The following is a 25,510-nucleotide window of genomic DNA, read 5'->3' as shown; positions in this document are numbered from 1 at the left end:
GTCGGGGTCCTGTTAAGCCACGGTGCGAGCGGACATGGGCGTGGCAGGGGCTTCCTTCGTGCCGTGCGACGTCACCGGCTGGACTGCCGACTTGGCTACGTCGTGAGCGGATGTCACCTGGAACAACCTCTCATTGAGCACCGTCCAGCGCACGCGCGCAGTCGCGATGCTGGCCTGTTTGACGTGCCCAAAGCCCCTGATCTGTTCAGGTAACCTCGCGATGGCGAGCGCATGATCTAGGTTGACCTCGTCCCACCGGGACAGAATCTCTTCGACGGCCGTTCGGTAGTCCTCCACAAGGCGCCGCTCCTCGCGTCGTTCCGAAGTCCGTCCGAAGAAGTCCATCGGTGTCCCGCGCAGCCTGCGCAGCCCCGCTAGCGTACGGAAGACCGGCATCATCCAAGGCCCGAAAGCCTGCTTCACAGGTTGACCTTGTGCGTCACGCTTGCCGAAAATTGGCGGCGCCAAATGGAAAGTGAGCTTCGGCTTGCCTTCGAACTCTCGGGCGAGCTTTGCGCGAAACTTGCCGTCCGTGTAGAGGCGCGCAACTTCGTATTCGTCCTTGTAGGCCATCAGCTTGAAAAGGTTCGAAGCCACTGCTCGAGTCAGGTCCCCATTTCCGCCCCCGTCGGATTCGACCTGCTGGACCCGTCCGACGAAGTCAGCGTAGCTCTTCGCATAGCCGGCATCCTGGTACTCCTTCAGAACGGCAGTGCGGTCGGCGATCAACGAGGCTCCTGTCTTTGGCTTCTGCACGATGACCACTGTCTGCGACGGCGAGGCCTCGCGCGCTACGGAAGAAAGGTCCAGCGCCGCCCTGCGTCCCCACTGAAAAGCTGATTGGTTGGCTTTGATCGCTACGCCATTGATCTCGATGGCCTTCAGCAACGCTTGCGAAGACACGGGTACAGCGCCTTTTTGAAATGCGAATCCGAGCAGGAACAGATTGGCGGCGATCGCATCGCCCATCAAGCGGGTCGCCAGCTGCGTCGCGTCGACAAAATCCGTATGGCCACCGACGGAATCCTCAATGAGTTCGCGCACCTGCGTCGCGGGGAACTCCCAGTCCGCGTCCTGAGCAAAGTGACCGGTCGGCTCCTCGAACGTGTTCACCAAGGCATAGGTGCGGCCCGGCCGCATCCTGGCGATGGCATCCGGTGCACCCGCGGTCAGCATGTCGCACCCCAGGATTAGGTCCGCCTCGCCCGTCGGGATGCGCTGCGCCTTCAAATGAGCGTTGTCCGAAGCGATGCGAACGTGCGAGGTCACGGAGCCGTTCTTTTGCGACATTCCGGTCATGTCGAGCACACTGACCCCCTTCCCCTCCAGATGCGCGGCCATGCCGATCAGTGCACCGACCGTGATGACCCCGGTGCCCCCGATACCGGTGATAAGGATGTTGTGGATTAGAACGAGCGATGGCAACGGTGGCTCGGGCAATGTGAATGCCACGTCGGCCTTGGTCTCGACGGGTCTGTTCTTGCGCGGCACGACGCCTTCCACGCTCACGAAGCTCGGGCAGAAGCCTTTGATGCAGGAATAGTCGGCGTTGCAGGAACTCTGATCCACACGCCTTTTCAGGCCGTAGTCCGTCGGGTGAGGCTGCAGTGACGTGCAATTCGACTGTTCTCCGCAATCGCCGCAGCCCTCGCACACGTCATCGTTGATGAACACGCGCTGCGCGATCTTTGGAAACTCGCCCTTCTTGCGGCGACGGCGCTTTTCGGCCGCGCACACTTGGTCGTAGATCAGAACCGAGACGCCTTCGAAGTCGCGTAGCTCGCGCTGGACCTTCTCCAACTCGTCACGATGATGCACGGTAAAAGTCAGGCCGTCGCCATCCTTTGGCAGCGCCAAACGATCGTGCCAGCGGGTCGGGTCTTCGGCGACGAGCGCGATCCTCGTGACGCCCTCTGCCGCGACCTGTTGTGCGATTCGCGGCACGCTGATGGGGCCATCGACCGGCTGACCGCCCGTCATGGCCACAGCGTCGTTGTACAAAATCTTGTAGGTGATGTTCACCTTCGCGGCGACTGCCGCCCGGATTGCCATCGAGCCCGAATGGTAGTAGGTGCCGTCGCCAAGGTTTGCGAAGACGTGCTTTCGTTTTGAGAACCAGGCTTGCCCAAGCCAAGGCGCACCTTCGCCTCCCATATGCGTCGTTGTCTTGTTGTGTTCCGGATAGATCGCCGTTGCCATTACATGGCAACCGATGCCCGCGAGCGCCAGGCTACCCTCGGGGACCTTGGTCGAGGTGTTGTGTGGGCAGCCCGAGCAGTACCATGCCGGCCGTGGGGGCGTGGCCACTGCTTTTCCAAGCACGACGTCTTTCGCATCGAGGATCGCCAACCGCGTACGGATCATGTCGCTGGTGTGGAAGCGCGCAATACGCCCGGCGATCACGCGCGCGATCTGCGCGACTGAAAAGTCCGCAGTCGCGGGCAAGAGCCAGCGCCCGCGCGGATGGGCCCACTCGCCCGCTTCATCGAATTTGCCGATGACCCGCGGGCGGACGTCCTCACGCCAGTTGTACAGGTGTTCCTTGAGCTGATACTCGACGACCTGCCGCTTCTCTTCGACCACCAAGATCTCTTCGAGACCGTCGGCGAACTCGCGGATCGAATCGGGCTCAAGAGGCCACGGCATCGCCACTTTGAACACGCGCACGCCCACCCGCGCTGCCATCTCGGCGTCGATTCCGAGCTCCTCCAATGCCTCAAGAACATCACGGTATGACTTGCCTGATGCGACGATGCCAAGCTTGGCATGGGGGGAGTCCAGGGTGACGTGATTGAGCTTGTTCTCTCGCGCGTAGGCGATGGCTGCGTAGATCTTGTAATCCTGCATCAACGACTCTTGTTTGCGCGCCTGCAAGCCGAGTGTGTCGGTCGACAGCCGCGCATGTACGCCGCCCGGGGGAAACACGAAATCGCGAGGCAGCACGGTTTGCACGCCCATCGCGTCGGCGCCGATCGGACCCGAAGATTCGACTGTGTCGGCCAACGCTTTGAAGCCGACGGGCAAACCTGCGAAGCGCGACATCGCGAAACCATGCAGGCCAAGCTCGATGTACTCCTCTACGCTCTGCGGATACAGCATCGGAATCATCGCCGCCGAGAAGATGTGGTCGCTTTGGTTGGGCAATGTCGATGAGTACGCGCCATGATCATCCCCGGCAACAAGCAAGACGCCGCCATGGGGGGAGGTGCCTCCGTGGCTCATGTGCTTGAACACGTCGCCGCAGCGGTCGACGCCCGGCCCCTTGCCGTACCACATCGCATACACGCCGTCGACCGCGCTCTCGCCCGTGAGGTGCACCTGCTGCGTCCCCCAGACTGCCGTCGCCGCCAGTTCTTCGTTGACCCCAGGAAGGAACTTGACGCCATTGGCATCGAGATGCTTTTGAGCGTGCCAGAACGCTTCGTCGATTCCGCCGAGCGGGGATCCGCGGTAGCCCGACACGAAGCCGGCCGTGTTCAGGCCGGCCGCCTGGTCGCGCCAACGCTGCACGAGCATGAGGCGAACAAGCGCCTGGATGCCGCTCAGATAGACGCGGCCGCTCGTCGATGTGTACTTGTCGTCCAGCGAGACGCTGGCTAGTTCGGGGCTCTTCATCATGGTCTTGAATCCGGTAGGAATCACAAAAAGCACGCTTGGCCATCGGTAAACGGCACTGCGCGTCGAGCAACCGGCGGCGGGTATAGCCCCCGGGGCACTATCGGGAAGTTCTTCGAATCAGTCAGTGGGCGGGAATCTCGTCCTCCTCCCGATACCAGCGGTCCTTCCCCAGCATTACGCGGTGGTGTCCCTGTCCAGAGGGCATCATCGGAAAGCAGTTTTCCTGCGCGGCCACCTGCACGTCGAGAAAGAAAGGCCCGTCGTATGCGAGGCACTCGGCCAGTGCGGCTTCCAGTTCTGCGGGCTCGGACACGCGCCGTGCGCCCCAGCCAAATGCTTTTGCGAGTGCCACGAAATCCGGCAGCGCCTCGTTCCAGCTATGACTCAGTCGATTCCCGTGATTGAGTTCTTGCCACTGACGCACCATTCCCATGTAGCCATTGTTCGAAAGCACAAGCTTCACGGGCGTCCGGTGCTGCACCGCGGTGGACAGTTCCTGGATGTTCATCAGCACTGAGGCATCGCCACTGACGCAAACGACCAGTGCTTCCGGATGCGCGACCTGGGCGCCGATCGCCGCGGGCAATCCATAGCCCATCGTGCCTGCACCACCAGAGGTGAGCCAGCGCCGCGGACGTTCAAAACACAGATACTGGGCGGCCCACATCTGGTGCTGGCCTACGTCGGTGGAAACAATCGCATCGCGTCCGACCAGCTGACTTTGTAGCGAAGCCATCAGCTGCTGCGGCAGGATGACGTCGGTACGCGGCGTGAATTCAAGGCATTTACGCGAACGCCAGCGTGAGATCCGCTGCCACCAGGGCGCCAGTCGCTCAGGCGTGAGGTTGTCCAGTGCGCTCGATGCCAGCAAGGCCTCGACCACAGCACGGCAGTCGCCGACCATGGGCACATCCACCGACACCACTTTGTTGATGTTGGCAGGATCGATGTCGATATGAATCTTGCGGGCGTGCGGACAGAACTCTTCCAGCTTGCCAGTCACACGATCATCGAAGCGCGCGCCGATGCAGATCACCAAGTCGGCCTCGTGCATGGCCAGGTTGGCCTCGAGCGTGCCGTGCATGCCGAGCATGCCGAGGAATTGCGGATCACTCGCCGGAAATGCCCCGAGCCCCATCAACGTGAGCGTGCACGGTGCACCAAGGCGCCGTACAAGCTGAGTGAGAGCCGAGCAGGCCTCTGGGCCAGCGCTGATCAGACCTCCGCCGCCGTACACCACAGGGCGGCGCGCCGTGGACAGCAGGTCCGCCGCGCGTTGCAAGCTGCCGCGCGGCGGCAGCGACAGCGTGCCTTCCAACGTCCGCGTGCGATTGGCGACCGGGCTTTGGCGCCCTAGCCCCAGCGGCGTGAGCTGCACATCCTTCGGCACATCGAGCAAAACCGGACCTGGCCGACCGGCGCCGGCGATCTGTAAGGCGCGGCGGACCACCCCGGGGATGTCATCCGCTATGCGCAGCTGGTGATTCCATTTGGTCACGGGGCGAGACATGCCGAGCGCGTCGCTTTCCTGAAATGCGTTGGTGCCGATCACCGCTGTGGCGACCTGCCCGCTGATGCACAGCACGGGGACCGAGTCGCTCATGGCATCGAGCAGGCCGGTGATCGTGTTGCCGACCCCCGGGCCCGAAGTCACGAGCACCACACCGACGCGACCGGTCGTCCGCGCGTAGCCCTCGGCAGCGTGCACGGCCGCCTGCTCGTGTCGAACAAGGATGTGGCGCAGCCGCGGCTCGCCGTGCAGGGCGTCATACAACGGCAACGCGGCGCCGCCCGGGTAGCCGAAGAGCGTGTCGACGCCGCATTCAACCAATGTCTCGAGAAGTGCCTGGGCGCCGTTACGGACCGGACCTGCCGACAACGGCGTGGAGGGTGCAGTTGCCAAAGCGGCAGGTGAATGAGATTCCATCGCTCTATTTTTCGGTCTGAGGCGCAGAATATGTGTCATATTTCCGGCTAGTTGGAGGCTATCTATGAAAACCAATCGCCCAATGGCCAGTTCTTCCGAAGAATCTCCGGACAAGATCGACATAGCCATCCTGAGTGAGCTCCGCGAGGATTCGCGCAAGACGCTTCAGGACGTCGGTGCCGCTGTCGGCCTGTCGCCCACGAGTACTTGGAGCCGCATCAAGAAGCTGGAAGCGCAAGGCGTGATCAAGCGCTACACGGTCGACCTCGACCCGGCGAAACTCGGTTACCACGACTTCGTCATCGTTCAACTCACACTCGAGAGCCATACCGATGAAACCCTCTATGAGTTCGGCCGCGTGCTGGCGACCATCCCCGAAATTCAGGAGGCGTACCTGGTCTCAGGTGACTACGACTACTACATCCGTATCGCGGTGCGCGACACGCGCGACTACGAGCGTCTCTTGCGCGAGAAGCTCTACAAGATCCCCGGCATTCGCCACAGCAAGTCGAGCTTCGTGTTGCGCGTGCTGAAAGAAGCCAGCGTGCCGCTTGGCTGATCACGATTCATCACCGGCGGTCGCGCCAAACGGACGCGTCGCAGCGGCGTCAAGCTCTCGCAGGAGCGTCAGTCCGTTACGCTCTGACACGGTGCCCGGCCGCAGCCAGCCGTGCTCCAACTCGACGAGGCCACGGTACTGAAGGCGATGCAGCAAGCGCAGCACGCTCTCGAAGTTGATTTCTCCGCTGCCGGGCTCCGTCCGCCCCGGGTTGTCGGCGAACTGCACAATGTCGATCGCATCCCAGGTGGCCTCGAGGTTGGCGAGCAGGTCGCCGTCCATGATCTGCACGTGAGAGGTGTCGAAGATCAGTCGCACCGCAGGATGATCGACGGCGCGCACGATGGCGTAGGCGTCGGCGATGTGCTGCAGCAGCATGTCAGGCACGCTCTTGTTGCTGAGAGTCTCCAAGCACAGAGTCACGCCCGCAGAGGCGGCGATTTCCGCAGCAAATCGAAGATTCCGGGTAAAAGCCGCATGTTGTTTCGCCATGGGCCGTTCAGGATCCGAACCGCCGAGCACCGCCAGCCGCTTAGCGCCAATACGTCTCGCAGCATCAATGGCCAATCTCAATTCGGCAGCAATTGCGTCACGGGCATTTCGCGTATCAACGGCCCACATCGTGGTCCGCAGCTTGTCGAAGGTGGTGTAGAGCAAACAACCCGCCTCAAGGCCGTTGCGCGCAAGCGCCTCGCCGACACGGTGCTGCTCGTCGACCGTTCGGGCGCGCGCGGCGGCGTACAGGACGCCTGCAAACCCTTGGTCTCGCGCGAACTCAATGTGGGCGACGGGATCGTCGGAGCCCACGGTGGCACAGAACAACGGGTCGAATGGCGGCCGGTAGCCGAGATGTGGCGCATAACGTAGGTTCCAGGTCACCGGACGCCCCTTTCCGCGGAGGTAGGAAGACGCAGGATGTCCGGGCCGAGCTCGGCAATCCGAGGCACGCCGCACAACTGCATGGCCCGACGCAACTCTTCCTGCAGGATGTCCAAAGCACGGGCGGCGCCTGCCTCTCCCGCCGCGGACGCGCCATAGAGTGTGGCGCGGCCCATAGCCACAGCTTGGGCACCAGAGGCCACTGCCTTGAGCACATCACTGCCCCGACGAACGCCCGAGTCGAGGATCACCGGAATGCGCGATCCCACTGCTCTCACCACATCGGTCAGCGCGTCGACTGCTGCGACGGAACCATCGAGTTGCCGGCCCCCGTGGTTGGACACCCAGATGGCATCGACGCCCAGTTCGGCCAACTGCTGTGCATCATCGCCACGAAGCACCCCCTTGACGATCAACTTGCGCGGCCATGCTTCGCGCAGCCGTCGCAGCGCCTGCCAGTCGAAACCCGCATCGAGGTTTTGCCCCACCTTGGCGGCAATGGAAGCATCGGGCGCAGCCATGCCTTCCAGGCCGTCGAGGTTCTCGAAACGCGGCGCACCCGCGCGCAGCATGTGCCAAAGCCACGCCGGATGGCCGAGGAAATCCGCGGCGAGCCGCCAGTTGGGGCGCAAAGGCACGGTAAACCCGTTGCTGAGATCGCGCTCACGCTTGCCGCCCGTCGCGAGGTCGAGGGTGACAACCAGTGCTTCGTATCCGGCATCGCGCGCACGCGCCATCAGGCGGTTCGTGAAGTCGCGATCGCGAAGCACATAGAGCTGGAACCATAGTCGGCCGCCGGCACCTTCGGCAATGGCCTCGATCGAGGACGTGGCCGTCGTGGACAAAGTGTACGGAAGCCCTGCCTTGGCCGCCGCGCGTGCGATGGCGAGATCGGCTTGCGGCCAGCCGGAACCGATGGCACCCGTCGGCGCGATCAGCATCGGGGCAGCCGCAGGTGCGCCGACGATCGTGGTAGTAAGGTCCACGTTCGATACGTCCACCAGCACTCGCGGCGCCAAGCGCATCCGCTCGAAAGCGTGACGATTGTCGCGCAGGGTGCATTCGTCTTCGGAACCCCCATCGAAGAAATCAAAGACGGCGCGCGGAAGACGCTTTCGCGCCATTTCGCGCAGGTCCTGCACGCTGTGGGCTTCTTGCAGTCCGCGGGACACGGCTATCGCATTGCGCTCTGCGCCGCCGTCCGAAGTGCATCTGCAGCCTGGCGCTGCGCAGTTGCGGCCGCGTCAAGTTGACCTCGCATGCCGAAAAAGGTGTGCAGCATGCCGGCATAGCGCACACAGGTGGCACTTACGCCTGCCTCCGCCAGACGTGCCGCGTAGGCCTCACCGTCGTCGCGCACCACGTCACATTCCGCCGTGATCACCAATGCCGGCGGCAGATCCGCATGCGAGGCAGCGAGCAGCGGCGACAGACGCCAGTCGTCCACCTTTGCCGTCCGGCCAAGGCCGTAGTTGTTGAACGCATGGGTAACGTCGGCGGATCGTTGTCCGTAGCCATTGGCGTACTGCTTCATCGATGCCGATTGCTGGCGGGCATCCGTTGCGGGGTAGATCAACACTTGCGCAAGGATGCGTGGACCGCCCTCATCCCGCGCCCGCAGGCACAGCCCGGCAGCCAGATTGCCGCCAGCCGACTCGCCCAGCACGGCGAGCCGTTCGGCTGGCAGGTCATGCTCCTGACCATGGGCGGCAACCCAGGTCGCAGCGGTCCAGGCATCGTCTGCGGCAGCGGGGAACAGATGCTCCGGCGCGAGCCGGTAGTCAACATTGACGATCGCGAGTCCGGATTCCGCGGCGAGATACCGGCAAGTGGCGTCGAAGCTGTCCAGGTTTCCCATCAGCCAACCGCCCCCATGAAACGCGAGGGCGACGCCGTGCGGGTTTGCAGGGCGATAGACGCGCACCGGCAGTTCGCCGTCGGCATGGGAAATGCGCAGGTCGAAGACACGCTCAATCTCGGGACCGCGAGGCCGCGAGGCGGTACGAGCCGCCATGCCCGCGCGTGCCTGTTCGGGCGTGGTATCGGCGAGACTGGGCTTCCCGGCCGCGGCCTCTGCGAGGGCACGCAGGTGGGGGTGAATATCGGTGGGGACGTTGGACATGGTGTCTGCAGCAGTATTCAGCCCGGGGGAGGACCAAAGGTGATATTGGGAAGAGCGGTGGTCACGCTGACCCCGCCATCGACGGCGAGCACGGCGCCCGTGACATGCGCACCGAGGTCGGATGACAGGAACAACAACGGACCTGCGATCTCTGCGGGGGTGGCAGCCCTTCCCAGAGGTACGGTCTTGCCGATGGATTGCCACGCCGCATCGTCAAGCCGCACGTTGAGGCGCGGTGTCCGTACGTAGCCGGGCGCCACCGCATTCACGCGCACGCCGCGCGGGCCGTACTCGGCCCCTGCGCAGCGCACCAGATGGTGGAGAGCCGCCTTCGACACTCCATATGCCGTCTGATTGGGGACCGCGAGGTTGCCAGACATCGATCCAACAAAGGTCAGGCAACCACCCCCGTCGGCTGCCATCGCCTCCCCGCCAATCTGGATCGCCATGTAGGCGTGGCGCAGCACGATGTCGAATTGGCGATCCCAGGCCACATCGTCGGTCTCGGACAGCGGCTTGATGCCAGCGACACCGATGATGTCGACCACGCCGTGTACCCTGCCGAGGTCTCGACGCGCATGAGCGAAGAGCCGCTCCATGTCTGCCCGAGCCGTCACGTCGGCGGAGAACGGGATGCCGCCAGTTGCTTTGGCGATGCGATCAGCCAAGCCCTCGTCGCGATCGACACACAGGACGCGTGCGCCCGCTTGGGCCAATGCGTGCGCTGTTTGCTCGCCGATTCCCTGCCCGGCACCAAGCACAATGAACCCGCGCCCGTCCAATCTCAGTTGCGACAGGTAGTCGGGCACCGACGCGTCGGGGGCACTTTGCGGGCTCATTACGCAGCGGCCTTCAGCGGACGATGACCCGGCATCAGTTCGCGCCACGGCTGCCCCGCTCGCAGGCTGGCGTCGCACGCGCCGACGCCAGTGAGATCCATGCCAACGCCGGGGGGCTCGACGCCATTGCTTAAACCCTTCACCGCATCGAGCAATATCCGCCTCACTCGCATGACCGCCCGGTCTGATGGCACGAGATGCTCCTTCGAGCGGTCATAGAGTGCGCCTTGCGAGAGTGCAATGGCGGCATCCTCCACCTCGACACCGACCAGACCTGTCCAGCTCGAATCCTTCATCAGCTTGCGGCTTTGGCCGAAGGAATCCGCCCACGTCGCCGTGAACAGGCAAGTCTCGCGGTTGTAGTAGCGCTTGTCGTCCAGGCCAAGCAGTTCGATCACGCGGTCAGCCTCCACGGGAGCGTCGCCATAAATGACGATGTAGGTGCTCGTGTGCGTGTCATCGTCCGGAACTTCGAACACGAAGAAGGAGAACGCGGGAGATGGAATCACCCGTCCGTAGGGCACAACGAAGGGGACCACCCGGGCATTGCGCACGTCGGGCTCGTCGGTCTTGCGAAGAGCCACATAGTGAAAGCCGAATTCGGTGTCTTCAAGTTCGAGCTCCGGGTGAAGGTCGTTGGTCGCGAGAGCTGCCGGATTGACGACATCCTTGTTGGGCTGGAACTCCTTATCCTTCCAGCCCGGCCGGGCCATGTTGGTGTGCAGGACCCCCACGTGCGACGTGTCCTCACCGCCCTCCACCAGCTGCAGGTAGTTGCAGTTGATGTTGATGCGGATGACGGCGCGATTCTCGGACTTGGTGTCCATAAAGGCGTAGCGAGAAAACGCTGGCTCGCGGTCGCGCGGGCCAACGTAGGCCCACACCAGGCCAGCTTCCTCTCGCACCGGATAGGCCGGTGCCTTCATCCGCGCCCGGTACTTCGCATCATCGTGGTTGGGCGTTTCCAGGAGGGCCCCTGTCACGTCGAACTTCCAGCCATGGTAGAGGCACCGGATACCGCCTTCCTCCACACGCCCCAGCGCAAGTGAGGCGCCCCGGTGCATGCACAACTCATCGAACATGCCGACTCGGCCTTCTGTGTCCCGAAAGACCACGAAATCCTCGCCAAGCAGCCGAACGCGCAGCGGATCGCTGTCAGGGGTTGGCAATTGTGCGGAGGTGCATACCGGGTGCCAGTATCGGCGCATGACCGCCCCCATGGGCGTCTCCGGTCCGACGTGACACAGCAGGGCGTTATCTTCAGTCTTGAGCATTGGGATTCCTTTCAGTTCGCAGTACGCGCTGGCTCGGATTGAGGGACGGCCGGCGGCCGGTGATTCGGCACCAGGCTTTGCCAGGGTTGTTCAGTCTCAATCTCGGCCGAGATCCCGATGATTTGAGCGGTGTCGACCCGCACCACCGGCAACTCATTTGTTTCGCGCAAGACCCGGACGCAGTTCAATAGCGAACGGTAGAGCCGGGTGATGGCGATGTCCGCAGTCGAGAGCATCTCGCGGGACCGGTCGCGCAGCGCACCGCTGGAGATGCTGCAGGCGGCGTCTTCCTGAGAAAAGCTGGCGAGCCCTGTGAAATGCCCCGCGCGCTGTAGGGCCCGGTCTTGTCCGTAGCCATTGGCCCAGCTCTGCTTGTTGGGACCATCGCACGTGTCCGCCGTCATGCCATACGCGGATAGCGTCGCGTCGTCGAGTCCGACAAATGCCAACTGCTGCGAACGCAACGGCTCTTCGCCGATTCGCTTTTCGGTGTTCCACCAGACGTGATAGAAGTTGCAGCGCTCGTCATTGACTGGCACCACCGCAAAGAAGAGGTCGCCGTTCGGATTTGCCACGAAGCACGGAGCGATGAACGAAGCGATCCGCGCCATGCGTTTATCCCCGGCCGGACGAATCGCCACGTAGTGGAAACCGAATTCGGTCTCCTCCGCCTCGATCTGCGGCGACGCATCGAACTGCATGTGCGATGTTTTCTTCGCAAAGTCCATGTCGGAACCGTTGGTCTTGGCCAGGCCCGAGGCATGGAGCAAGGTGAGATGGGAAGAATCCACCAGACCCTCGATGACTTGAACGAAGTTGCAGTTCTCCACCGCTACGGCATTGATACGGTGCGCGGCGTCCACATCCATCCAGGGCCAGCGCGGAAACTCGGGTTCGTGCTCCTTGGGGCCGAGGTAAACCCAGATCAGTCCCCCCGCTTCGCGAACGGGGTACGTCCTGCCGCGAATCCGCTCCTTGAACTTCGGATCTGCCACATTGGGCGTGTCCAGAACTGCCCCGTCAACGGCGAACTTCCAGCCGTGATAGATGCAGCGCAAGCCCTCGGGCTCAGCACGAGCGAGGAGCATCGACGAGCCCCTGTGCAGGCAGGCCTCGTCGAAAAAGCCTGGACGGCCCGCACCGTCACGCCATGCGACAAAGCGCTGCCCCAGCAACTCCACCCCCTTCGGATCACCGCCCGCTTCCGGGAGTTCGGAAGATTGCAGAGCAGGTAGCCATGTGCGACGCATGACATCGCCCATCCCGGTTCCGGGTCCAACCCGGCACATCAGTTCGTTGTCTTGGGCTTTCAACATTCGGAGATCCTCTCAATCGTGGTGGGACACTTCATCGGAAGTTTTCTAGAGATCAACGGTCAGACGCGGCTCGAGAGACCGCGAGCAACAAGGCATGAAGCAGTCGTTCCGCGCTCGCTCAGCATCGGTGAGGTACATGTCGCGATGGTCTGGCTTTCCTGCCAAGACCTTCGTCAAACAGGTTCCGCAGACGCCTTGTTCGCATGAGACTTCCAACGGCAAGCCAGCGTCGATGAGCGCGCTCGCGACGCTTTGCTCTGCCTCGATTCGGATGACCCGACCGGTTCGCCCCAGGACCAGTTCGAAGGCATCGTCGGCCGAATGGTCGATGACGGCGCCCGCGAAGTACTCGCGATGAAGTCGCTCCTCTGGCCAGCCAAGCTCACGTGCAGTGCGAAGTACATGGTCCATGAATCCCGAAGGGCCGCAGACGTAGAGATGCGTGTCGGGCTCCGGTGCCCCGATCGAGCGCACTGCGTCGAAGCGCTGATCCTCTGGGCCGTCGTCGGCATGCAGTCGCACATTCGACGCGAAGTCCGCGCTGTGGAAGTACTCGACAAACGCCATCCTGGAAAGCGAACGGCCGCAGTAGTGGAGCTCGAACGCCGCGCCGTCCTGAGCCAATTGCTCCGCCATGCAAAGCAGCGGCGTCACCCCGATGCCTCCCGCGAACAGCAGAGAACGCTTGGCTGACTTCTCCAGCGGGAAATGGTTGCGCGGTTCGCTGATCGTCAGCACCTCGCCTTCTCGCACCAGCTCATGCATGCGATCCGACCCTCCGCGAGAGGCTGGGTCTCGAAGAATTCCGATGCAGTAGCGATGGGTCTCGGAGGATGGATTGAAGAGCGAATACTGACGCACGGGACCGCCAGGCACATGGACGTCAATGTGCGCGCCCGCGGCGAACGCGGGCAGCGGCATCCCGTCGACAGGAGAGAGCTCGTAGCTTTCCACCCCCTCCGCTCGGGTGCGTCGTTCGACAACTTTGACTTCACGCATGCTTGCACTCCTCAGCTTCGCTCAACTGAGCATTTAATCTTCCATGGAAGATGTATAGGGCGGATTTTGGCCTTTTGAACATGTCGCGCCTCAGTTGGAAAGTGCGGTGGCGGCTGGCCGCCGCCGGACGATGACCATCGGAGCTCCGCCGAGTTGACGCTGCGCCAACCAACGCGCAAGCCCTTGGTCCATGACCTGCGCATGTTCTGGAAACCAGCGGGCGAGTTCCTTCGCCAATGCGCGCGCCACGTCAAGACGCCCGGCCTGTACATGTTCACCCACTTCCACCACGGAGCGCAGAACCGCGGCGTGCTCATCGACATGGCAGCCGGCTGACGGATAGTCGCCCGTGCGCATCCACTGGTCCTCTTCCGCGAAGTGCCGGCGCGCATGATCTTCAAAACGGGCCAGCGCTGCGCCGACTTGGGAGTCATCGCAGGTCAGCAGCGCCTGGACACACTCGACGAACTCGTGGTGCGTGTCATCCATCTCGGCGTGACCGAGGGCGAACTCAGGGCGCCATTCGAAGTTGATGTCACCCATCTCAGGTCTCCTGCAATGCCGCGCTCGCGGCATTCACTTTGTGTGAGGGCATCAGGGTGCGCCAGGGCTGTTCACTGTTCACTGCTCCATGGGTGCCGACGACGCCGCGCCAGTCGATGCGCACGCCCTGCCCTGGCGGGGCCTTCCCTGCTTCGATCGCATCAGCACAGCTCAGCAGAGAGCGATACAGACGACCGACGGCCACGTCTGCACTCGACAGCATTTCCTGGCCGCGACCGCGAATAGGCCCGGCCGATACCGAGACGGCCACGTCCTCTTCAATCAAGCCAGGCAGCCCGCTCCAGCTTTCGCCGCGACGCATCGCGCCCCGGTCCTGAAAGAAGTTGTTGCGCGGGTTGGGCCGATCGTTGCGTCCCAGCGTGTCGTTTGTGATGCCAAAGGCGTCGAGGACCTCGTCCTCCAGGCCGACAAAATGCAGGTGCTTGGAACGAAGCGGTTCGGCGCCCAAGGGTTCGGTCTCGCTCCAGAACACATGGAAAAAGGCCGAACGGACGTCGTCGATCGGAACGACGACCGTCATGATGTCACCGTTAGGGTTCAGGATCGTGCATGGCGCGATGAACGCCGTCACACGGGCATCGACGCGCGTCGACGTACCCTCGGCCACCTCACGAAGGGCCGCGTAGTAGAAGCCGAACTCCGTGTCTTCTGCCTCGATGCGAGGTGCAAGGTTGTTCTGCATCGAATTGACTTTTTGCGCGAAGGCCACGTCGCTGCTTCCCGACTGCTTCATCCCATTCAAGTGCAGGACGCCAAGGTGGGAAGAATCGACCAATCCCTCGATCACCTGCACGTAGTTGCACTCCTCGACGTGGTAGGTCACCAGTACCTGCGAAGGTGGCAGGTCCATCCACGGCCAGCGGGGAAAGTCCGGCTGGTGCTCGACAGGCCCCAGATAGACCCAGATCAGGCCGCCCGCCTCGACCACAGGATGGGTGCGGCCGCGAATCCGCTGGCGGAATTTCGGGTCGGCGACGTTGGGGGTCTCCAAGACCGTGCCATCGACCGCGAACTTCCAGCCGTGGTAGATGCAGCGCAGACCTTCAGGCTCGGCGCGCGCCAACAACATCGAAGAACCTCGGTGAAGGCAAGCCTCGTCGTAAAAACCCACGCGCCCGGTGCCGTCACGATACGCGACAAATCGCTCGCCCAGCATCTCGACGCCCTTCGGGTCACCTGCAGGCGTCGCCAGCTCGCAGGACTTCAACGCGGGCAGCCAGTAGCGACGCATCGCAGCGCCCATCGGCGTGTCGGCGCCGACACGGCACATGCGTTCGTTGGCTTTGTCATTGAGCATCGAAACTCCCTGTAAGTCAGTGGTAGACGGAGCCACCGTCCACCGCGAGGATCTGGCCCGAAATGAAGGAGGCATCGTCGCTCGCGAGAAACGCAACGGCACCGACGATGTCGGCGGGCCAGCCATCGCGCGGCAGCGCTCGCGTGGCGATTGCAGCTTCGCGATAGGTCTCTCGAAAAGCTTCGTTCGCCAGGTTGCCCTCGCTCAACGTGTACCCTGGCGAAACGGCGTTGACGGTCACGAACGCAGGGCCCAGCTCCTTGGCCAGCGCCCGTGTCATCGTCATCAACGCCCCCTTGCTCGCCACGTAGTCCAGCATGAACGGCGCGCCCTTGAAGGCGGTGCCAGATGTGATGTTGACAATCCGGCCGGTTTTTTGCGCCCGCATGTGCGGCGACACTGCACGAATGCAAAGGAACGGCCCCATCGCATTTACGTCCTGCATGCGCCGCCATTCCGCTACCGTGATGTCTTCGAACGGCCGAAGCTGAATCGTGGCAGCGATCGCTGCGTTGTTCACGAGAATGTCGATGCGACCGAACTCCTTCATCGTGCGCTCAACCATGTCGCTGACGGATGCCTCGTCAGCCACATCCGTTCTGAGGGCCACCGCTCGCGCGCCGCTGGCTCTCAGTTCCGCAGCGCGGGGTTCTGCGTCTGCCACGTCTGCCAAGACAACAGCGGCGCCATCGTGTGCCAGGCGCTGTGCAATGGCCAAGCCGATTCCCGTGGCCGCGCCGGTGACAATGGCCGCTTTTCCTTCGAGCTTCATCTATTGCTTTCTCATCTCAGTGACTGAGGCCCATGAGCGCCGCGAGCGCCGGGCCTTCCTCGTTCACGTCCTTCGACAGGCCCTCGAAAACACAGCGACCGCGGTCCATGACGACGCAACGCTGTGACAGATCCAGAGCGATGTCGACGCGCTGCTCGACCAGCAACAGGGCAACCGAGCCACTTGCAACAATTTTTCGGATGCTGTCCACCAAATGCTCGACCACGATTGGCGCCAATCCCTCGAAAGGTTCATCCATTAGCAGGACGCGGGGATTGCCGAGCAGCGCTCGAGCGACAGCCAGCATCTGTTGCTCTCCACCCGAGAGCTGCGTCCCGTAGCTTTCGAGCCTTTCGCCAAGACGCGGAAAGAGTTGGAGTACCCGCTCTATGGACCACGGGCCTTGGCGCGATGCGGCATCCAGGTGCTCCTGGACGGTGAGACTGGGAAACACTTCCCTGCCCTGTGGCACGTAGCCGAAACCGCGACGCGCCCTCTCGTGGATCGGCGCGGCAGACAGGTCATTTCCTTCAAGGAGAATTTGACCACCCCGCCGCTTGGCACGCCCCATCAGCAATTCGAGCAGGGTGCTCTTACCGACGCCATTTCGACCAATGACAGCCACGGTCTCCCCGCTGGCCACGTTCAAGCTGAACTCCTCGACCACTTGAGTCGGGCCCCAGCCGCCTCCCAGGTTGCGAATCTCAAGCATGGACGGCCACCTTTGTGCCTTCGAAGCGCTTGGTTCCAGCCGTGCCCAGGTAGACGGCCTGAACTTCTGTATGGGACATGACTTCCTTTGGCGTCCCTGAGATCAAGACCTCGCCCTGAACCAACACTGAGACTTCCGATGCGAAGCGACGGACCATCTCCATGTCGTGCTCGATCATGAGTACCGCAATGTGCGCCGGTAGGCGCTCAATTGCGTTGATCAACAGGTCCAGTTCGTTGCTGGGAATTCCGGCCGCGGGTTCGTCAAGCAGAAGTACTTTGGGTTCCATGGCTAGCGCGATGGCGATTTCCACCAGGCGCTGGCGCCCATAGGCGATCTCGGAGACCTTGCGGTGCATATCGTCGGCCAGTCGCAACTGATCAAGGAGAACCTCTGTGCGCTCCAGAAGGTCTTTCTGCTTGCCGGCCGGCCTCCACATGTCGAAACTTCGACCCGCGCATTGGCTGACAGCAATGAACACGTTTTCGAAGACAGTCAGTTCCGCATACAGGCTCGATATTTGAAAGGTACGGACAAGACCGCGCCGCGTACGCTGAGGGGCAGAGGCTTTGGTGAGGTCCTCGCCGAACAACTGAAGCCGGCCGGAGTCGGGCTTGAGGACTCCCGTCAACAAATTGACCAGCGTGGTTTTGCCCGCGCCGTTCGGCCCGATCAGCGCGGTGCGCGCACCTCGGGCCAAGGTCAGGCTGACGTCCTTTGTCACTTGGAGGGCGCCGAAGCTCTTGCTCAACCCGAAGGCTTGGAGCGCGGGCATCATGCCAACTTCTACGAGAGATGCGACGGTAGTCAAGAACGCCCCCCCAGACGAAGGTTGCGCCAAGCGTGCTGGGCGATACCCATCAGGCCACCTCGGCCGAACATAACTACGGCGATCAGCAGGACGCCAATCACGAGCATCCAGTAGTACGGATTCCACTGCGACGAGAAATGCTTGAGCAGCATGTAGATTGGCGCTCCGATCAGCGCGCCATACAGACCTCCAAGACCCCCCAGCACCAGCATCACAAGCACGTCGACACTGGTGTCGAGTGCGAACACCCCAAGACCAACGAACGCATTGGCTTGGGTAAAGAGCGCCCCTGCGATGCCGGCCGCTGCGCCACTGATTGCGTAAGCCAGGGTGAGGTGCGGCAACACCGAGTTGCCGATCAGCCGCATGCGGCCAGGGTTCTCTCGGATGCCCTGCAGGGCTACTCCAAAGGGTGAAGAGACCACCCGCTTCAACAGCCAAAAGACAACCACTAACCATCCCAGGGTATAGAGGTAGCTGGTCTTGCCGCCGAGCCCCCAATCGAACACGCCGAGAATCGGCGCAAACTGGATACCAGAGAGGCCGTCATCGCCTCCCGTGATGCCGGTAGCCTTGTGAGCCGCCTCGAACACCAACACACCGATAGCAAGCGTGACCATCAGCAGGGGTAGATGGGTCAGCCGCAGGACAAAGGGGCCCAGCGCCAGTGCGAGCAGTGCCGATGCGAGGCCAGCCACGAGCACCGCACTGATGGGCTCAGTCCAGCCCGCCAGCGATAGCCAGCCAGCGATGTAGGCCCCGAGCCCAAAAAACACAGCGTGGCCGAACGTCAGCACGCCGGAGAAGCCCAGCAGAAGGTCAAACGAGAGCACCAGGATTACCATCACAAGCACGGAGGTCCCGAGCGAGAGATATTCTGGAAAGGCGAAGAAGATGGCCAGGGCCAGGAGCAGCCACGCGACTTCTCCAACACGCAGGCTATGCCGCGACAGGATCGAATCTCGAGGTAGTGAGGTCATGCGACACGCGTGGTCTTGCGACGCACGAAAAGGCCATCCTGTCGCCAGATCATGAGCACGATCAGCAGGGCGTAGATGAAGAAGGCCCCGAACTGGGGGAAGAGGTAACGGCCGGCAGTCTCGACAATTCCTACGATCACCGCGACGGCCACCGACGCGCGGATCTGGCCATGTCCGGCGAGCGCGACGACCACCAGGACCAAGACCAGGTACTTGAGTGGCCACATGGGTTCCATCGGCAGCATCGGTGCGCCCAACGCGCCGCCCAGCGCCGCCAGCCCGCAGCCCAGAGCGAATGTCGCAGAGAAGAGCAGCGGCACATTCACACCCATCGCTTGAGTCATCGTGGGGTTGTCAACGGCCGCACGGAGCTTGGCGCCAATACCAGTACGGTCAAACATCCACCAGAGCGCCCCGATCACGCAGACACAGACAATGGAGACGACGATGCGATACACCTCGAAGTCGCGAAACCCCAGGTCCACGCTGGCCTTCAGCGATGGCGGAAGTTCCATGCTCATCACATTGGGACCGAACACCAAGGTGAGAAGCGCGATGACGATGAAGTTGAATCCAATGGTGACCAGGACCTGGTCGAGCTGGGGTCGCTTGTAGAGGTGCACATAGAGCAGTCGTTCCGCGAGGACTCCGAACGCCGCCACGGCGACGACCGCTGACGGGACGGCCAAGACATACGGCCAGCCGTGCTGCTGCATCAGATTGATCACCATGTAGCCGCCTATCGCGGCGAAGGCCCCGTGCGCCAGGTTCACCACACGCATCAGCCCCATGGTGATGACCAGCCCGAGCGCGATCAGGCACAGCACGAGGCCGAACGAGATCCCGTAAAGAAGAATGAAGGCCAAGGCAGACATGAGTGAACCTGTCAGACGCGGTCGTGGGTCACTTCAACGCCACCGGCTGCACACGCTCCCAGGTCTTCACGACACGGTTGCGCTTCTGGCCGTCGTCGCCCTTGACCACTTCGCGCAGGTAGAAGTTCTGCACCAACTCCCGCGAAGCCGGATCGATGGTGACCGGCCCGCGTGGGCTCTTGAACGAATACCCTGCCAGCGCCTTGACCGCAGCTTCACCGTTGAACGGCTTGCCGGCCTGGTCATTCAGCATCTTGTAGGCCAGGTGCATGCCATCGAAGGCTCCGATGTGGAACGAGTTAGGGCGTACGGTGGGGCCGACGTTCTTCTTGAGCCAGTTCGAAAATGCGACGTTCTCGGGGTTGGTCGCGTTCGCATCGATATAGATGATCGACTTGAAGCCAACGATGGAATCGTCAAACAAGGGCAGGTCACTGTCTTCGGCCTCGCCTTGGCCGATGATCATTACCTTCGTGGTCAGTCCGCGCGCGGCCAGCGCCTTGCTGAAGCCAACTGATGCGGCACCCGGGGGCAGAAATATTTGCAACACGTCGGGGTTCGCATTGGCAATGCGTTCAGCGAACGGCGCGAAGTCTGCCGTGTTCAACGGAATGCGCACGTTGCCAACCATCTTGCCGCCCTCAGCCTCGAATTTGGCCGTGAACGCCTGTTCAACAAGATGGCCCGGTCCGTAGTCCGCGACGGCAACATAGCCCTTGGACTTGCCTTGCTGTCGCGCATAAGTGGCCGCGAGCTCGGCAGGCTGGTTGATCGCCTGGCCCATGCGCAGGAAGAGCGGCGACAGCTTCATCAGAGACGGCGTGGCCGCATTCACGATGAACAAAGGCGTTTTCGAGGCGTTGGCGACCGGCGCTGCCGCGGAGACCTCGGGACTGAGGTAGAAGCCGCCGAGGATGGCGACCTTGTCCTTCACCACCAACTCTTCGGCAAGCCGCTTTGCCAGCGTCGGATCTGCGCCCGCGCTGTCGCGGTACACGAGTTCCACCTTGCGCCCACCCGCTTGATCGCCATTGAGCGCGACATACGCTTCCACGCCCTGCTTGAAGGACTGCCCGGCGACCGCGAAGGCTCCTGTGAATGGCCCCACGATGCCGATCTTCACCGTTTCTTGCGCGACGGCGACAAGAGGAAGGATGGCGCATAGCGCCGCGAGGATGCGGGAAAAAAACTTGTTCATCGTTGTCACCTAGTTATCCGTCTGCGCCCGACGAGAAAAGCTTGGGAATTGAAGCCCCAAACGTCTTCCATGGAAGATATTTGAAATACCTCGGCGAGTCTAGCTAGGGTTAGTACCGAGTTTTGCTGGGTCGATCTTCCAGCGACGAGGCGGGCGATTGTTCGCGAGCAACCGCTGGCCTTAGAATAACTTCCAAGGAAGAACCCCTATGCGTAACATCGTGAAAAGGCGACCCGTCGAGAAGCGCGACCAACCCGACTCGGTGCCGGTGCCTGCCACCAGCCTGATCGACTTGATTGCTTTGCAATGGCAACGAGAGCGATCGGACCTGGATCTCGATAATTTCTTGCTGGCCATCTACTTCATGCGCCTCGGCACCCTCGTGGATCGCGCATTCGGCCGGATGTGCGCTCAGCGGTATGGGATAGCCGGGGCCGACATGCGGGTGCTGTTGGCCCTGCGAAGGGGTGGCCACCCGTACGTGAAGAGACCGACAGACCTGTTTCGCGCCCTCTTGGTGACATCGGGAGCGATGACAAAGAAGGTCGACCGGCTAGCCACTGCAGGCTACGTCGAGCGGCTGCCGGACCCTGGGCACGGAGGCGGCTTTTTGGTACATCTCACGAAGAAGGGCTTGGGCGTGGTGGAAGAGGCGGTCGAAATGCTCGCCCGTGAGTCTGTCCTGGCACCTGCCGTGGCGCAGTTCAGCAAGGAGGAATTCAGGACTGGATGCAACTTTGCCTTGCGCACCCTTGCCGCGATGGAGGTCAATGAACTCTCCTACGACACGACCGATGTTGAATGAGCCGGTATACGGCTGCGCGGCAACTAAGCTAGCGCAATGCATTCAATCTTTCGAACGCAATCCGGTGCAACCTTCGCTGGGTCGCCCATGGTTTTTGAGTCGCGTTTGAGTCGAGGACTCGTAGATCGTGCCCTGGTCATCGCTGCTCTCGGTCAGCTCGCAAGCCTTCGATTGGATGTGTGAAGAGTTTCTTCTGAGCTCGATGCGCAGCTGCGCCCCAGCAAAGGCCTTGTCGCCGCAGTATGGTTCGATAAGCACGCGTTATTGCGCGCCTCCCATTATTTGCGATGCTGCAGACCAAATTCGCGAAACGGTAGCACCAGCATATGCGTTGGCGGCAAGTCGGTCGAGGCGGTTGCCAACGAACAGGCGGACATCGGCTTCTTCGCGATCGACCCTTTGCGAGGTGCCCAGATCGCATTCACCGAGGCCTATGTGCTGATCGAAGGCAGGTACGTCGTTCGCGACAGTGCACCGCTTCAACAGACGAGCAAGTCGATCGAGAGGGGGTACTGGTGACCGTCGGCAAGGGAAGTGCGTACGACCTCTTCTTGACGCGCGAGCTCAAGAGCGCTCACATCGTCCGAGCTCCGACTTCACCCACGGTGGTGCAGACGTTCCTCGAACAGAACCACGATGTGGCTGCCGGCGTCAAGCAGCAACTGAAGCCGACTGCCGCAAGCATGCCGGCTTGCGGCTCCTCCCGGGCCGCTTCATGGTCATCCAGCAGGCCATGGGCACGCCCAAGTCGCTAGGCGCGGAAGCAACTCGGGCGCTGCGCAGCTTCGTGGAGGAAATGAAAGCCTCCGGCTTCGTGGCCGATGCCTTGAGAAGGCACGACGTACAGGGTGCATCGGTGGCACCGGCCGCCGCCACGGTGTGAATTGTGGCTCGTTAGGAATTCGCCGCCGTACTGGAGGCATCAGTAGTGCAGGCAAAGCTCATGGAGAACGCCAGTCCGCATTTCTCGACGACACATGCGGGCCCTTGCGGGACGATATTCTTGGACTGGATCAGGTAGCGCACGCTGGCCACGGATCCTGCGATGTGATCGTTTGAGCCGCGTCGACGCCGGTCCCCCGCCATTCGGCGGCCCGGTGCGCTTATCGCGGCCCGCGCCGTCCGCCGCCCAACTTTTTCACGCTTCGATGCGTGCGAGTGCCGCGCCTTCCATGAAGGTGTCGTCCAGCATGTCCAGGCTGCAATCCAACAGCGTGGGCGAGACTTCACGTTCCAGCACATCGAACATGCCCTCCACGAAGTCCATGAGATGGTCGGATGCTGCGATGGCCTTGTCGACCTGGCCGTCGGCAACGGCCTCGATGACCGCAACATGGCCGTCGACCGTGTCGTTCAGGTTCACGCCCCGTCCAGTCTGGGTGTGATAAATCCAACCCAATCGCCTGAAGATGGTGTGAAGCGGACGCAGCGTGCTTTCCACGAAAGGCTCGCCGGCGGCCGCCATGAAGAGCTTGTCGATCCGCCGATCGACCAGGTTGAACTGGTCGAGGTTCAGCTCGCCGCGGCGCTCGATCAAATGGCGCTTGAGGTGCAGCATCTGGTTGCGCTGCGATGCACCTGATCGCTCAGTGGCCAGACGAATCACGAAACGCTCCATGTCACGGCGCAAGCGCAACAGCACACGGTCGCGCGTGAGGTCGACCGGCGCAATCTGCACACCATGGCGCGGCGCGACGATGAGCAAGGTGTCCGCCGCCAGCCGGTTGACAGCTTGGAGCACCGGCGTGCGGCCGAAGCCCGTCAACTTCTGCAGGTCGTGCGTTGCAAGGAAGCGGCCGGGCTTCAGTTCGCAACACACCAGCAATTCCTCGATGCGCTCATAGGCCGCATCCGACAGGCTGACCGGCATGCGGCGGCGCTGGGGCTCATGGCTGGCGAGCTCTTCACTCGCAACAGTTCGGGGTTTCGCACTGGGGCGCTTGGATGGTGCCATAAGGGTGGTTCGGACGCAGGCGGCGACATGCCGCGACCTCTTCAAGGCGTCGAGCATATCGTGATATGCAATGAAATTCATTGAATTCAGGCCGGTTTCAGGTGTATTTATGGGAAACCGCCGGAAATCGGTCCACCCGCCCTGCGTCAGGGAAAACGCCTAAACATATGGTGAAATATCACAGTATTCTTCGACGCACCACACCGACACACACGCCCGATGTCCCACCCACTGTTCAACCTCTCCGGCCGTACGGCCCTGGTCACCGGTTCCTCGCGCGGACTGGGTCACGGAATTGCCGAAGCCCTGGCACAGGCCGGCGCACGCATCGTGCTCAACGGCATCGACCTGGAGCGACTGGCGCAGAGCGCCGAATCGCTGCGCGGCAAGGGCCACCGGGTTGACACGGCCCCCTTCGACGTGACCGACGACGCCGCCGTCTGTGCAGCCTTCGAACAACTCGACTCGCGCGGCATCGCGGTGGACATCCTGGTCAACAACGCCGGCATTCAGCTTCGCAAGCTCCTGGTCGATCTGTCGGTGGACGAGTGGGACAAGGTGCTGCGCACCAACCTCACCAGCGCCTTTCTGGTCGGCCGGGAAGCCGCCCGCCGCATGATCGCGCGCCAATCCGGCGGCAAGGTCATCAACATCGGCTCGCTCACCAGCGAAGCCGCCCGCGCCACCGTGGCGCCCTACACCGCGGCCAAGGGCGGCATCAAGATGCTCACGCGCGCGATGGCGGCCGAGTGGGCGCAGCACGGCATCCAGGCCAACGCCATCGGCCCGGGCTACATGGCGACCGAGATGAACACCGCCCTGCTGCAAAACCCGGAGTTCGATGCCTGGGTCAAGGCCCGCACGCCGGCGCGCCGCTGGGGCCGGCCCGATGAACTCGGCGGCACAGCCATCTACCTCGCATCCGCGGCCTCTGACTACGTCAACGGCCAGATCCTCTATGTCGACGGCGGCATGCTGGCCGTGCTCTGAAGCGCGTCCCGAGCCCATTCATCTTCCTACACGAACGGAGACCCCCATGAAGCAGATTCGCGTGGCGCTTGCCGCCATCCTCACCACGGCGGCGGCAATGCAGGCCCCGGTGGCAACGGCCGCGTCCGACTACCCCAACCATCCGATCGAAATGGTGGTGCCCTCCTCCGCCGGCGGCGGCACGGACGTCATGGCGCGCCTCTTCGCGGAAGTCTCCAAGAAGTACATCACCCAACCCATCGTGGTGAGCAACAAGCCCGGTGCGAGCGGCGGCATCGGCATGACCGAAGTCCAGCGCGCGGCGCCAGACGGCTACAAGGTCGGCGTGCTGATCTCCGAACTCGCGATCATTCCGCACCTGGCGATGACCAAGGTCACCACGAACGATTTCATCCCGCTGGCACGCCTGAACGGCGACCCGGGCCTGATCGCCGTGCGTGCCGATTCGCCATTCCAGTCCATCGACGACTTGTTGGCCCAGGCCAAAAAGACGCCCGGCAGCGTCACGATGGGCAACGCGGGCAGCGGAACCATCTGGCACCTTGCCGCAGCGGCGGTCGAGGAAAAGACCGGCGTCAAGTTCAACCATGTGCCCTACCAGGGCGCCGCGCCCAGCGTGATGGCGCTGGCCGGCGGCCATGTGGATGCCATCGCCGTCAGCCCCGCGGAGATCGGCTCCTTCGTCGCAGCGGGCAAGTTGCGCGTGCTGATCTCGATGGCGGACCGCCGCCTGCCGGCGCCTTACGACAAGGTGCCCACCTTCAAGGAGAAGGGAACGGACCTCGTCATCGGAACCTGGCGCGGGCTGGGCGTTCCTCTGAACACGCCGCCGGAAGTGGTGACCTACCTGCGCGAAGCCACCCGCAAGACGGCGCAAGACCCCGCCTTCAGCGAAGCCTTGCTCAAGGCCAACCTGCAGCCGGCCTACATGGACGGCGAGCAGTTCAAGGCCTTCATGAACAGCCAGTCTGACTACTTCAAGAAGTTGCTCAGCGGCCTGACCATCCAGAAGTAAGGGC

At 62.5% G+C, this 25,510-nt stretch carries 22 protein-coding genes and 1 pseudogene; 5 read left to right on the top strand and 18 right to left on the bottom strand.

Going from position 1 to position 25,510, the window contains the following annotated elements; genetic code table 11:
• Positions 1-12 precede the first annotated feature (12 nt).
• The gene (locus QTI04_RS16095; protein WP_286616613.1) at positions 13-3,615 is read right to left on the bottom strand and encodes an indolepyruvate ferredoxin oxidoreductase family protein; all 3,603 of its coding nucleotides are present in this window, start codon (positions 3,613-3,615) and stop codon (positions 13-15) included.
• 124 nt (positions 3,616-3,739) lie between these two features.
• Complete coding sequence (gene ilvB, locus QTI04_RS16090) at positions 3,740-5,545, bottom strand: biosynthetic-type acetolactate synthase large subunit (RefSeq protein WP_286616503.1); 1,806 nt, start codon at positions 5,543-5,545, stop codon at positions 3,740-3,742.
• A 64-nt stretch (positions 5,546-5,609) separates the two neighbouring features.
• Between ilvB and QTI04_RS16085 the strand changes: the two genes are divergently transcribed.
• Positions 5,610-6,104 (top strand): Lrp/AsnC family transcriptional regulator, encoded by a 495-nt coding sequence (locus tag QTI04_RS16085; RefSeq protein WP_286616502.1) that lies wholly within the window; start codon positions 5,610-5,612, stop codon positions 6,102-6,104.
• On the opposite strand, the gene QTI04_RS16080 is transcribed toward QTI04_RS16085, so the two are convergent.
• From QTI04_RS16080 to QTI04_RS16010, 15 genes are all read right to left on the bottom strand, one after another.
• Positions 6,105-6,983, bottom strand: a complete 879-nt coding sequence (locus QTI04_RS16080; RefSeq protein ID WP_286616501.1) for a TIM barrel protein — start codon at positions 6,981-6,983, stop codon at positions 6,105-6,107. It abuts the gene before it with no gap.
• A complete protein-coding gene (locus tag QTI04_RS16075; protein ID WP_286616500.1) occupies positions 6,980-8,125 on the bottom strand; it encodes an alpha-hydroxy acid oxidase in 1,146 nt (381 codons plus the stop codon). The genes QTI04_RS16080 and QTI04_RS16075 overlap by 4 nt, the downstream gene beginning before the upstream one ends.
• A 32-nt stretch (positions 8,126-8,157) precedes the next feature.
• Positions 8,158-9,105 carry an alpha/beta hydrolase gene (locus QTI04_RS16070; protein ID WP_286616499.1) on the bottom strand — a complete coding sequence of 316 codons (948 nt, stop codon included), beginning with the start codon at positions 9,103-9,105 and terminating at the stop codon, positions 8,158-8,160.
• Positions 9,106-9,122: 17 nt separating this feature from the next.
• Entirely contained in the window at positions 9,123-9,944 is an 822-nt protein-coding gene (locus tag QTI04_RS16065; protein ID WP_286616498.1) for an SDR family NAD(P)-dependent oxidoreductase, read from the bottom strand.
• The gene (locus QTI04_RS16060; RefSeq protein WP_286616497.1) at positions 9,944-11,218 is read right to left on the bottom strand and encodes a Rieske 2Fe-2S domain-containing protein; all 1,275 of its coding nucleotides are present in this window, start codon (positions 11,216-11,218) and stop codon (positions 9,944-9,946) included. The genes QTI04_RS16065 and QTI04_RS16060 overlap by 1 nt, the downstream gene beginning before the upstream one ends.
• An 11-nt stretch (positions 11,219-11,229) precedes the next feature.
• Positions 11,230-12,534 (bottom strand): Rieske 2Fe-2S domain-containing protein, encoded by a 1,305-nt coding sequence (locus QTI04_RS16055; protein WP_286616496.1) that lies wholly within the window; start codon positions 12,532-12,534, stop codon positions 11,230-11,232.
• Between the two features lie 45 nt (positions 12,535-12,579).
• On the bottom strand, positions 12,580-13,533 hold the full coding sequence (locus tag QTI04_RS16050) for a PDR/VanB family oxidoreductase (protein WP_286616495.1): 954 nt from the start codon (positions 13,531-13,533) through the stop codon (positions 12,580-12,582).
• A gap of 90 nt (positions 13,534-13,623) precedes the next feature.
• Positions 13,624-14,076, bottom strand: coding sequence for a bacteriohemerythrin (locus tag QTI04_RS16045; RefSeq protein ID WP_286616494.1), 453 nt, complete (start codon positions 14,074-14,076; stop codon positions 13,624-13,626).
• Position 14,077: 1 nt separating this feature from the next.
• Positions 14,078-15,394: a Rieske 2Fe-2S domain-containing protein gene (locus tag QTI04_RS16040; protein ID WP_286616493.1), complete on the bottom strand. Its 1,317-nt coding sequence runs from the start codon at positions 15,392-15,394 to the stop codon at positions 14,078-14,080.
• Between the two features lie 16 nt (positions 15,395-15,410).
• Entirely contained in the window at positions 15,411-16,166 is a 756-nt protein-coding gene (locus QTI04_RS16035; protein WP_286616492.1) for an SDR family NAD(P)-dependent oxidoreductase, read from the bottom strand.
• A gap of 16 nt (positions 16,167-16,182) precedes the next feature.
• The gene (locus QTI04_RS16030; protein WP_286616490.1) at positions 16,183-16,878 is read right to left on the bottom strand and encodes an ABC transporter ATP-binding protein; all 696 of its coding nucleotides are present in this window, start codon (positions 16,876-16,878) and stop codon (positions 16,183-16,185) included.
• Positions 16,871-17,656: an ABC transporter ATP-binding protein gene (locus QTI04_RS16025; protein ID WP_286616488.1), complete on the bottom strand. Its 786-nt coding sequence runs from the start codon at positions 17,654-17,656 to the stop codon at positions 16,871-16,873. Before QTI04_RS16025 ends, QTI04_RS16030 begins: the two co-directional genes overlap by 8 nt.
• A gap of 29 nt (positions 17,657-17,685) precedes the next feature.
• A complete protein-coding gene (locus QTI04_RS16020) occupies positions 17,686-18,669 on the bottom strand; it encodes a branched-chain amino acid ABC transporter permease (RefSeq protein WP_286616487.1) in 984 nt (327 codons plus the stop codon).
• Entirely contained in the window at positions 18,666-19,544 is an 879-nt protein-coding gene (locus tag QTI04_RS16015; protein WP_286616486.1) for a branched-chain amino acid ABC transporter permease, read from the bottom strand. The genes QTI04_RS16020 and QTI04_RS16015 overlap by 4 nt, the downstream gene beginning before the upstream one ends.
• Before the next feature lie 28 nt (positions 19,545-19,572).
• Positions 19,573-20,742 carry an ABC transporter substrate-binding protein gene (locus QTI04_RS16010; RefSeq protein WP_286616485.1) on the bottom strand — a complete coding sequence of 390 codons (1,170 nt, stop codon included), beginning with the start codon at positions 20,740-20,742 and terminating at the stop codon, positions 19,573-19,575.
• 208 nt (positions 20,743-20,950) lie between these two features.
• On the opposite strand from QTI04_RS16010, the gene QTI04_RS16005 reads away from it, so the two are divergent.
• Complete coding sequence (locus tag QTI04_RS16005; protein WP_286616484.1) at positions 20,951-21,547, top strand: MarR family winged helix-turn-helix transcriptional regulator; 597 nt, start codon at positions 20,951-20,953, stop codon at positions 21,545-21,547.
• A gap of 336 nt (positions 21,548-21,883) precedes the next feature.
• Positions 21,884-22,430 (top strand): annotated as a pseudogene (locus QTI04_RS16000) (transporter substrate-binding domain-containing protein); the annotation flags it as partial.
• A gap of 255 nt (positions 22,431-22,685) precedes the next feature.
• On the opposite strand, the gene QTI04_RS15995 reads toward QTI04_RS16000, so the two are convergent.
• Complete coding sequence (locus tag QTI04_RS15995; protein WP_286616483.1) at positions 22,686-23,417, bottom strand: GntR family transcriptional regulator; 732 nt, start codon at positions 23,415-23,417, stop codon at positions 22,686-22,688.
• A gap of 303 nt (positions 23,418-23,720) precedes the next feature.
• Here QTI04_RS15995 and QTI04_RS15990 point away from each other — a divergent pair, with 303 nt between their 5' ends.
• Complete coding sequence (locus QTI04_RS15990) at positions 23,721-24,491, top strand: SDR family oxidoreductase (protein WP_286616482.1); 771 nt, start codon at positions 23,721-23,723, stop codon at positions 24,489-24,491.
• 46 nt (positions 24,492-24,537) lie between these two features.
• Entirely contained in the window at positions 24,538-25,506 is a 969-nt protein-coding gene (locus tag QTI04_RS15985; RefSeq protein WP_286616481.1) for a tripartite tricarboxylate transporter substrate binding protein, read from the top strand.
• Positions 25,507-25,510: the final 4 nt, after the last annotated feature.

The organism is Variovorax sp. J22R115, assembly GCF_030317005.1.
Lineage (GTDB): Bacteria > Pseudomonadota > Gammaproteobacteria > Burkholderiales > Burkholderiaceae_C > Variovorax.
This window is presented reverse-complemented; position numbering and strand designations above follow the sequence as displayed.

Excerpts from the sequence above, each read along its gene's own strand:
- QTI04_RS16095 (WP_286616613.1), bottom strand. The coding sequence starts at position 3,615 with ATGAAGAGCCCCGAACTAGCCAGCGTCTCGCTGGACGACAAGTACACA.
- ilvB (WP_286616503.1), bottom strand. The coding sequence starts at position 5,545 with ATGGAATCTCATTCACCTGCCGCTTTGGCAACTGCACCCTCCACGCCG.
- QTI04_RS16085 (WP_286616502.1), top strand. The coding sequence starts at position 5,610 with ATGAAAACCAATCGCCCAATGGCCAGTTCTTCCGAAGAATCTCCGGAC.
- QTI04_RS16070 (WP_286616499.1), bottom strand. The coding sequence starts at position 9,105 with ATGTCCAACGTCCCCACCGATATTCACCCCCACCTGCGTGCCCTCGCA.
- QTI04_RS16065 (WP_286616498.1), bottom strand. The coding sequence starts at position 9,944 with ATGAGCCCGCAAAGTGCCCCCGACGCGTCGGTGCCCGACTACCTGTCG.
- QTI04_RS16060 (WP_286616497.1), bottom strand. The coding sequence starts at position 11,218 with ATGCTCAAGACTGAAGATAACGCCCTGCTGTGTCACGTCGGACCGGAG.
- QTI04_RS16055 (WP_286616496.1), bottom strand. The coding sequence starts at position 12,534 with ATGTTGAAAGCCCAAGACAACGAACTGATGTGCCGGGTTGGACCCGGA.
- QTI04_RS16050 (WP_286616495.1), bottom strand. The coding sequence starts at position 13,533 with ATGCGTGAAGTCAAAGTTGTCGAACGACGCACCCGAGCGGAGGGGGTG.
- QTI04_RS16045 (WP_286616494.1), bottom strand. The coding sequence starts at position 14,076 with ATGGGTGACATCAACTTCGAATGGCGCCCTGAGTTCGCCCTCGGTCAC.
- QTI04_RS16040 (WP_286616493.1), bottom strand. The coding sequence starts at position 15,394 with ATGCTCAATGACAAAGCCAACGAACGCATGTGCCGTGTCGGCGCCGAC.
- QTI04_RS16035 (WP_286616492.1), bottom strand. The coding sequence starts at position 16,166 with ATGAAGCTCGAAGGAAAAGCGGCCATTGTCACCGGCGCGGCCACGGGA.
- QTI04_RS16030 (WP_286616490.1), bottom strand. The coding sequence starts at position 16,878 with ATGCTTGAGATTCGCAACCTGGGAGGCGGCTGGGGCCCGACTCAAGTG.
- QTI04_RS16025 (WP_286616488.1), bottom strand. The coding sequence starts at position 17,656 with ATGATGCCCGCGCTCCAAGCCTTCGGGTTGAGCAAGAGCTTCGGCGCC.
- QTI04_RS16020 (WP_286616487.1), bottom strand. The coding sequence starts at position 18,669 with ATGACCTCACTACCTCGAGATTCGATCCTGTCGCGGCATAGCCTGCGT.
- QTI04_RS16015 (WP_286616486.1), bottom strand. The coding sequence starts at position 19,544 with ATGTCTGCCTTGGCCTTCATTCTTCTTTACGGGATCTCGTTCGGCCTC.
- QTI04_RS16010 (WP_286616485.1), bottom strand. The coding sequence starts at position 20,742 with ATGAACAAGTTTTTTTCCCGCATCCTCGCGGCGCTATGCGCCATCCTT.
- QTI04_RS16005 (WP_286616484.1), top strand. The coding sequence starts at position 20,951 with ATGCGTAACATCGTGAAAAGGCGACCCGTCGAGAAGCGCGACCAACCC.
- QTI04_RS15995 (WP_286616483.1), bottom strand. The coding sequence starts at position 23,417 with ATGCCGGTCAGCCTGTCGGATGCGGCCTATGAGCGCATCGAGGAATTG.
- QTI04_RS15990 (WP_286616482.1), top strand. The coding sequence starts at position 23,721 with ATGTCCCACCCACTGTTCAACCTCTCCGGCCGTACGGCCCTGGTCACC.
- QTI04_RS15985 (WP_286616481.1), top strand. The coding sequence starts at position 24,538 with ATGAAGCAGATTCGCGTGGCGCTTGCCGCCATCCTCACCACGGCGGCG.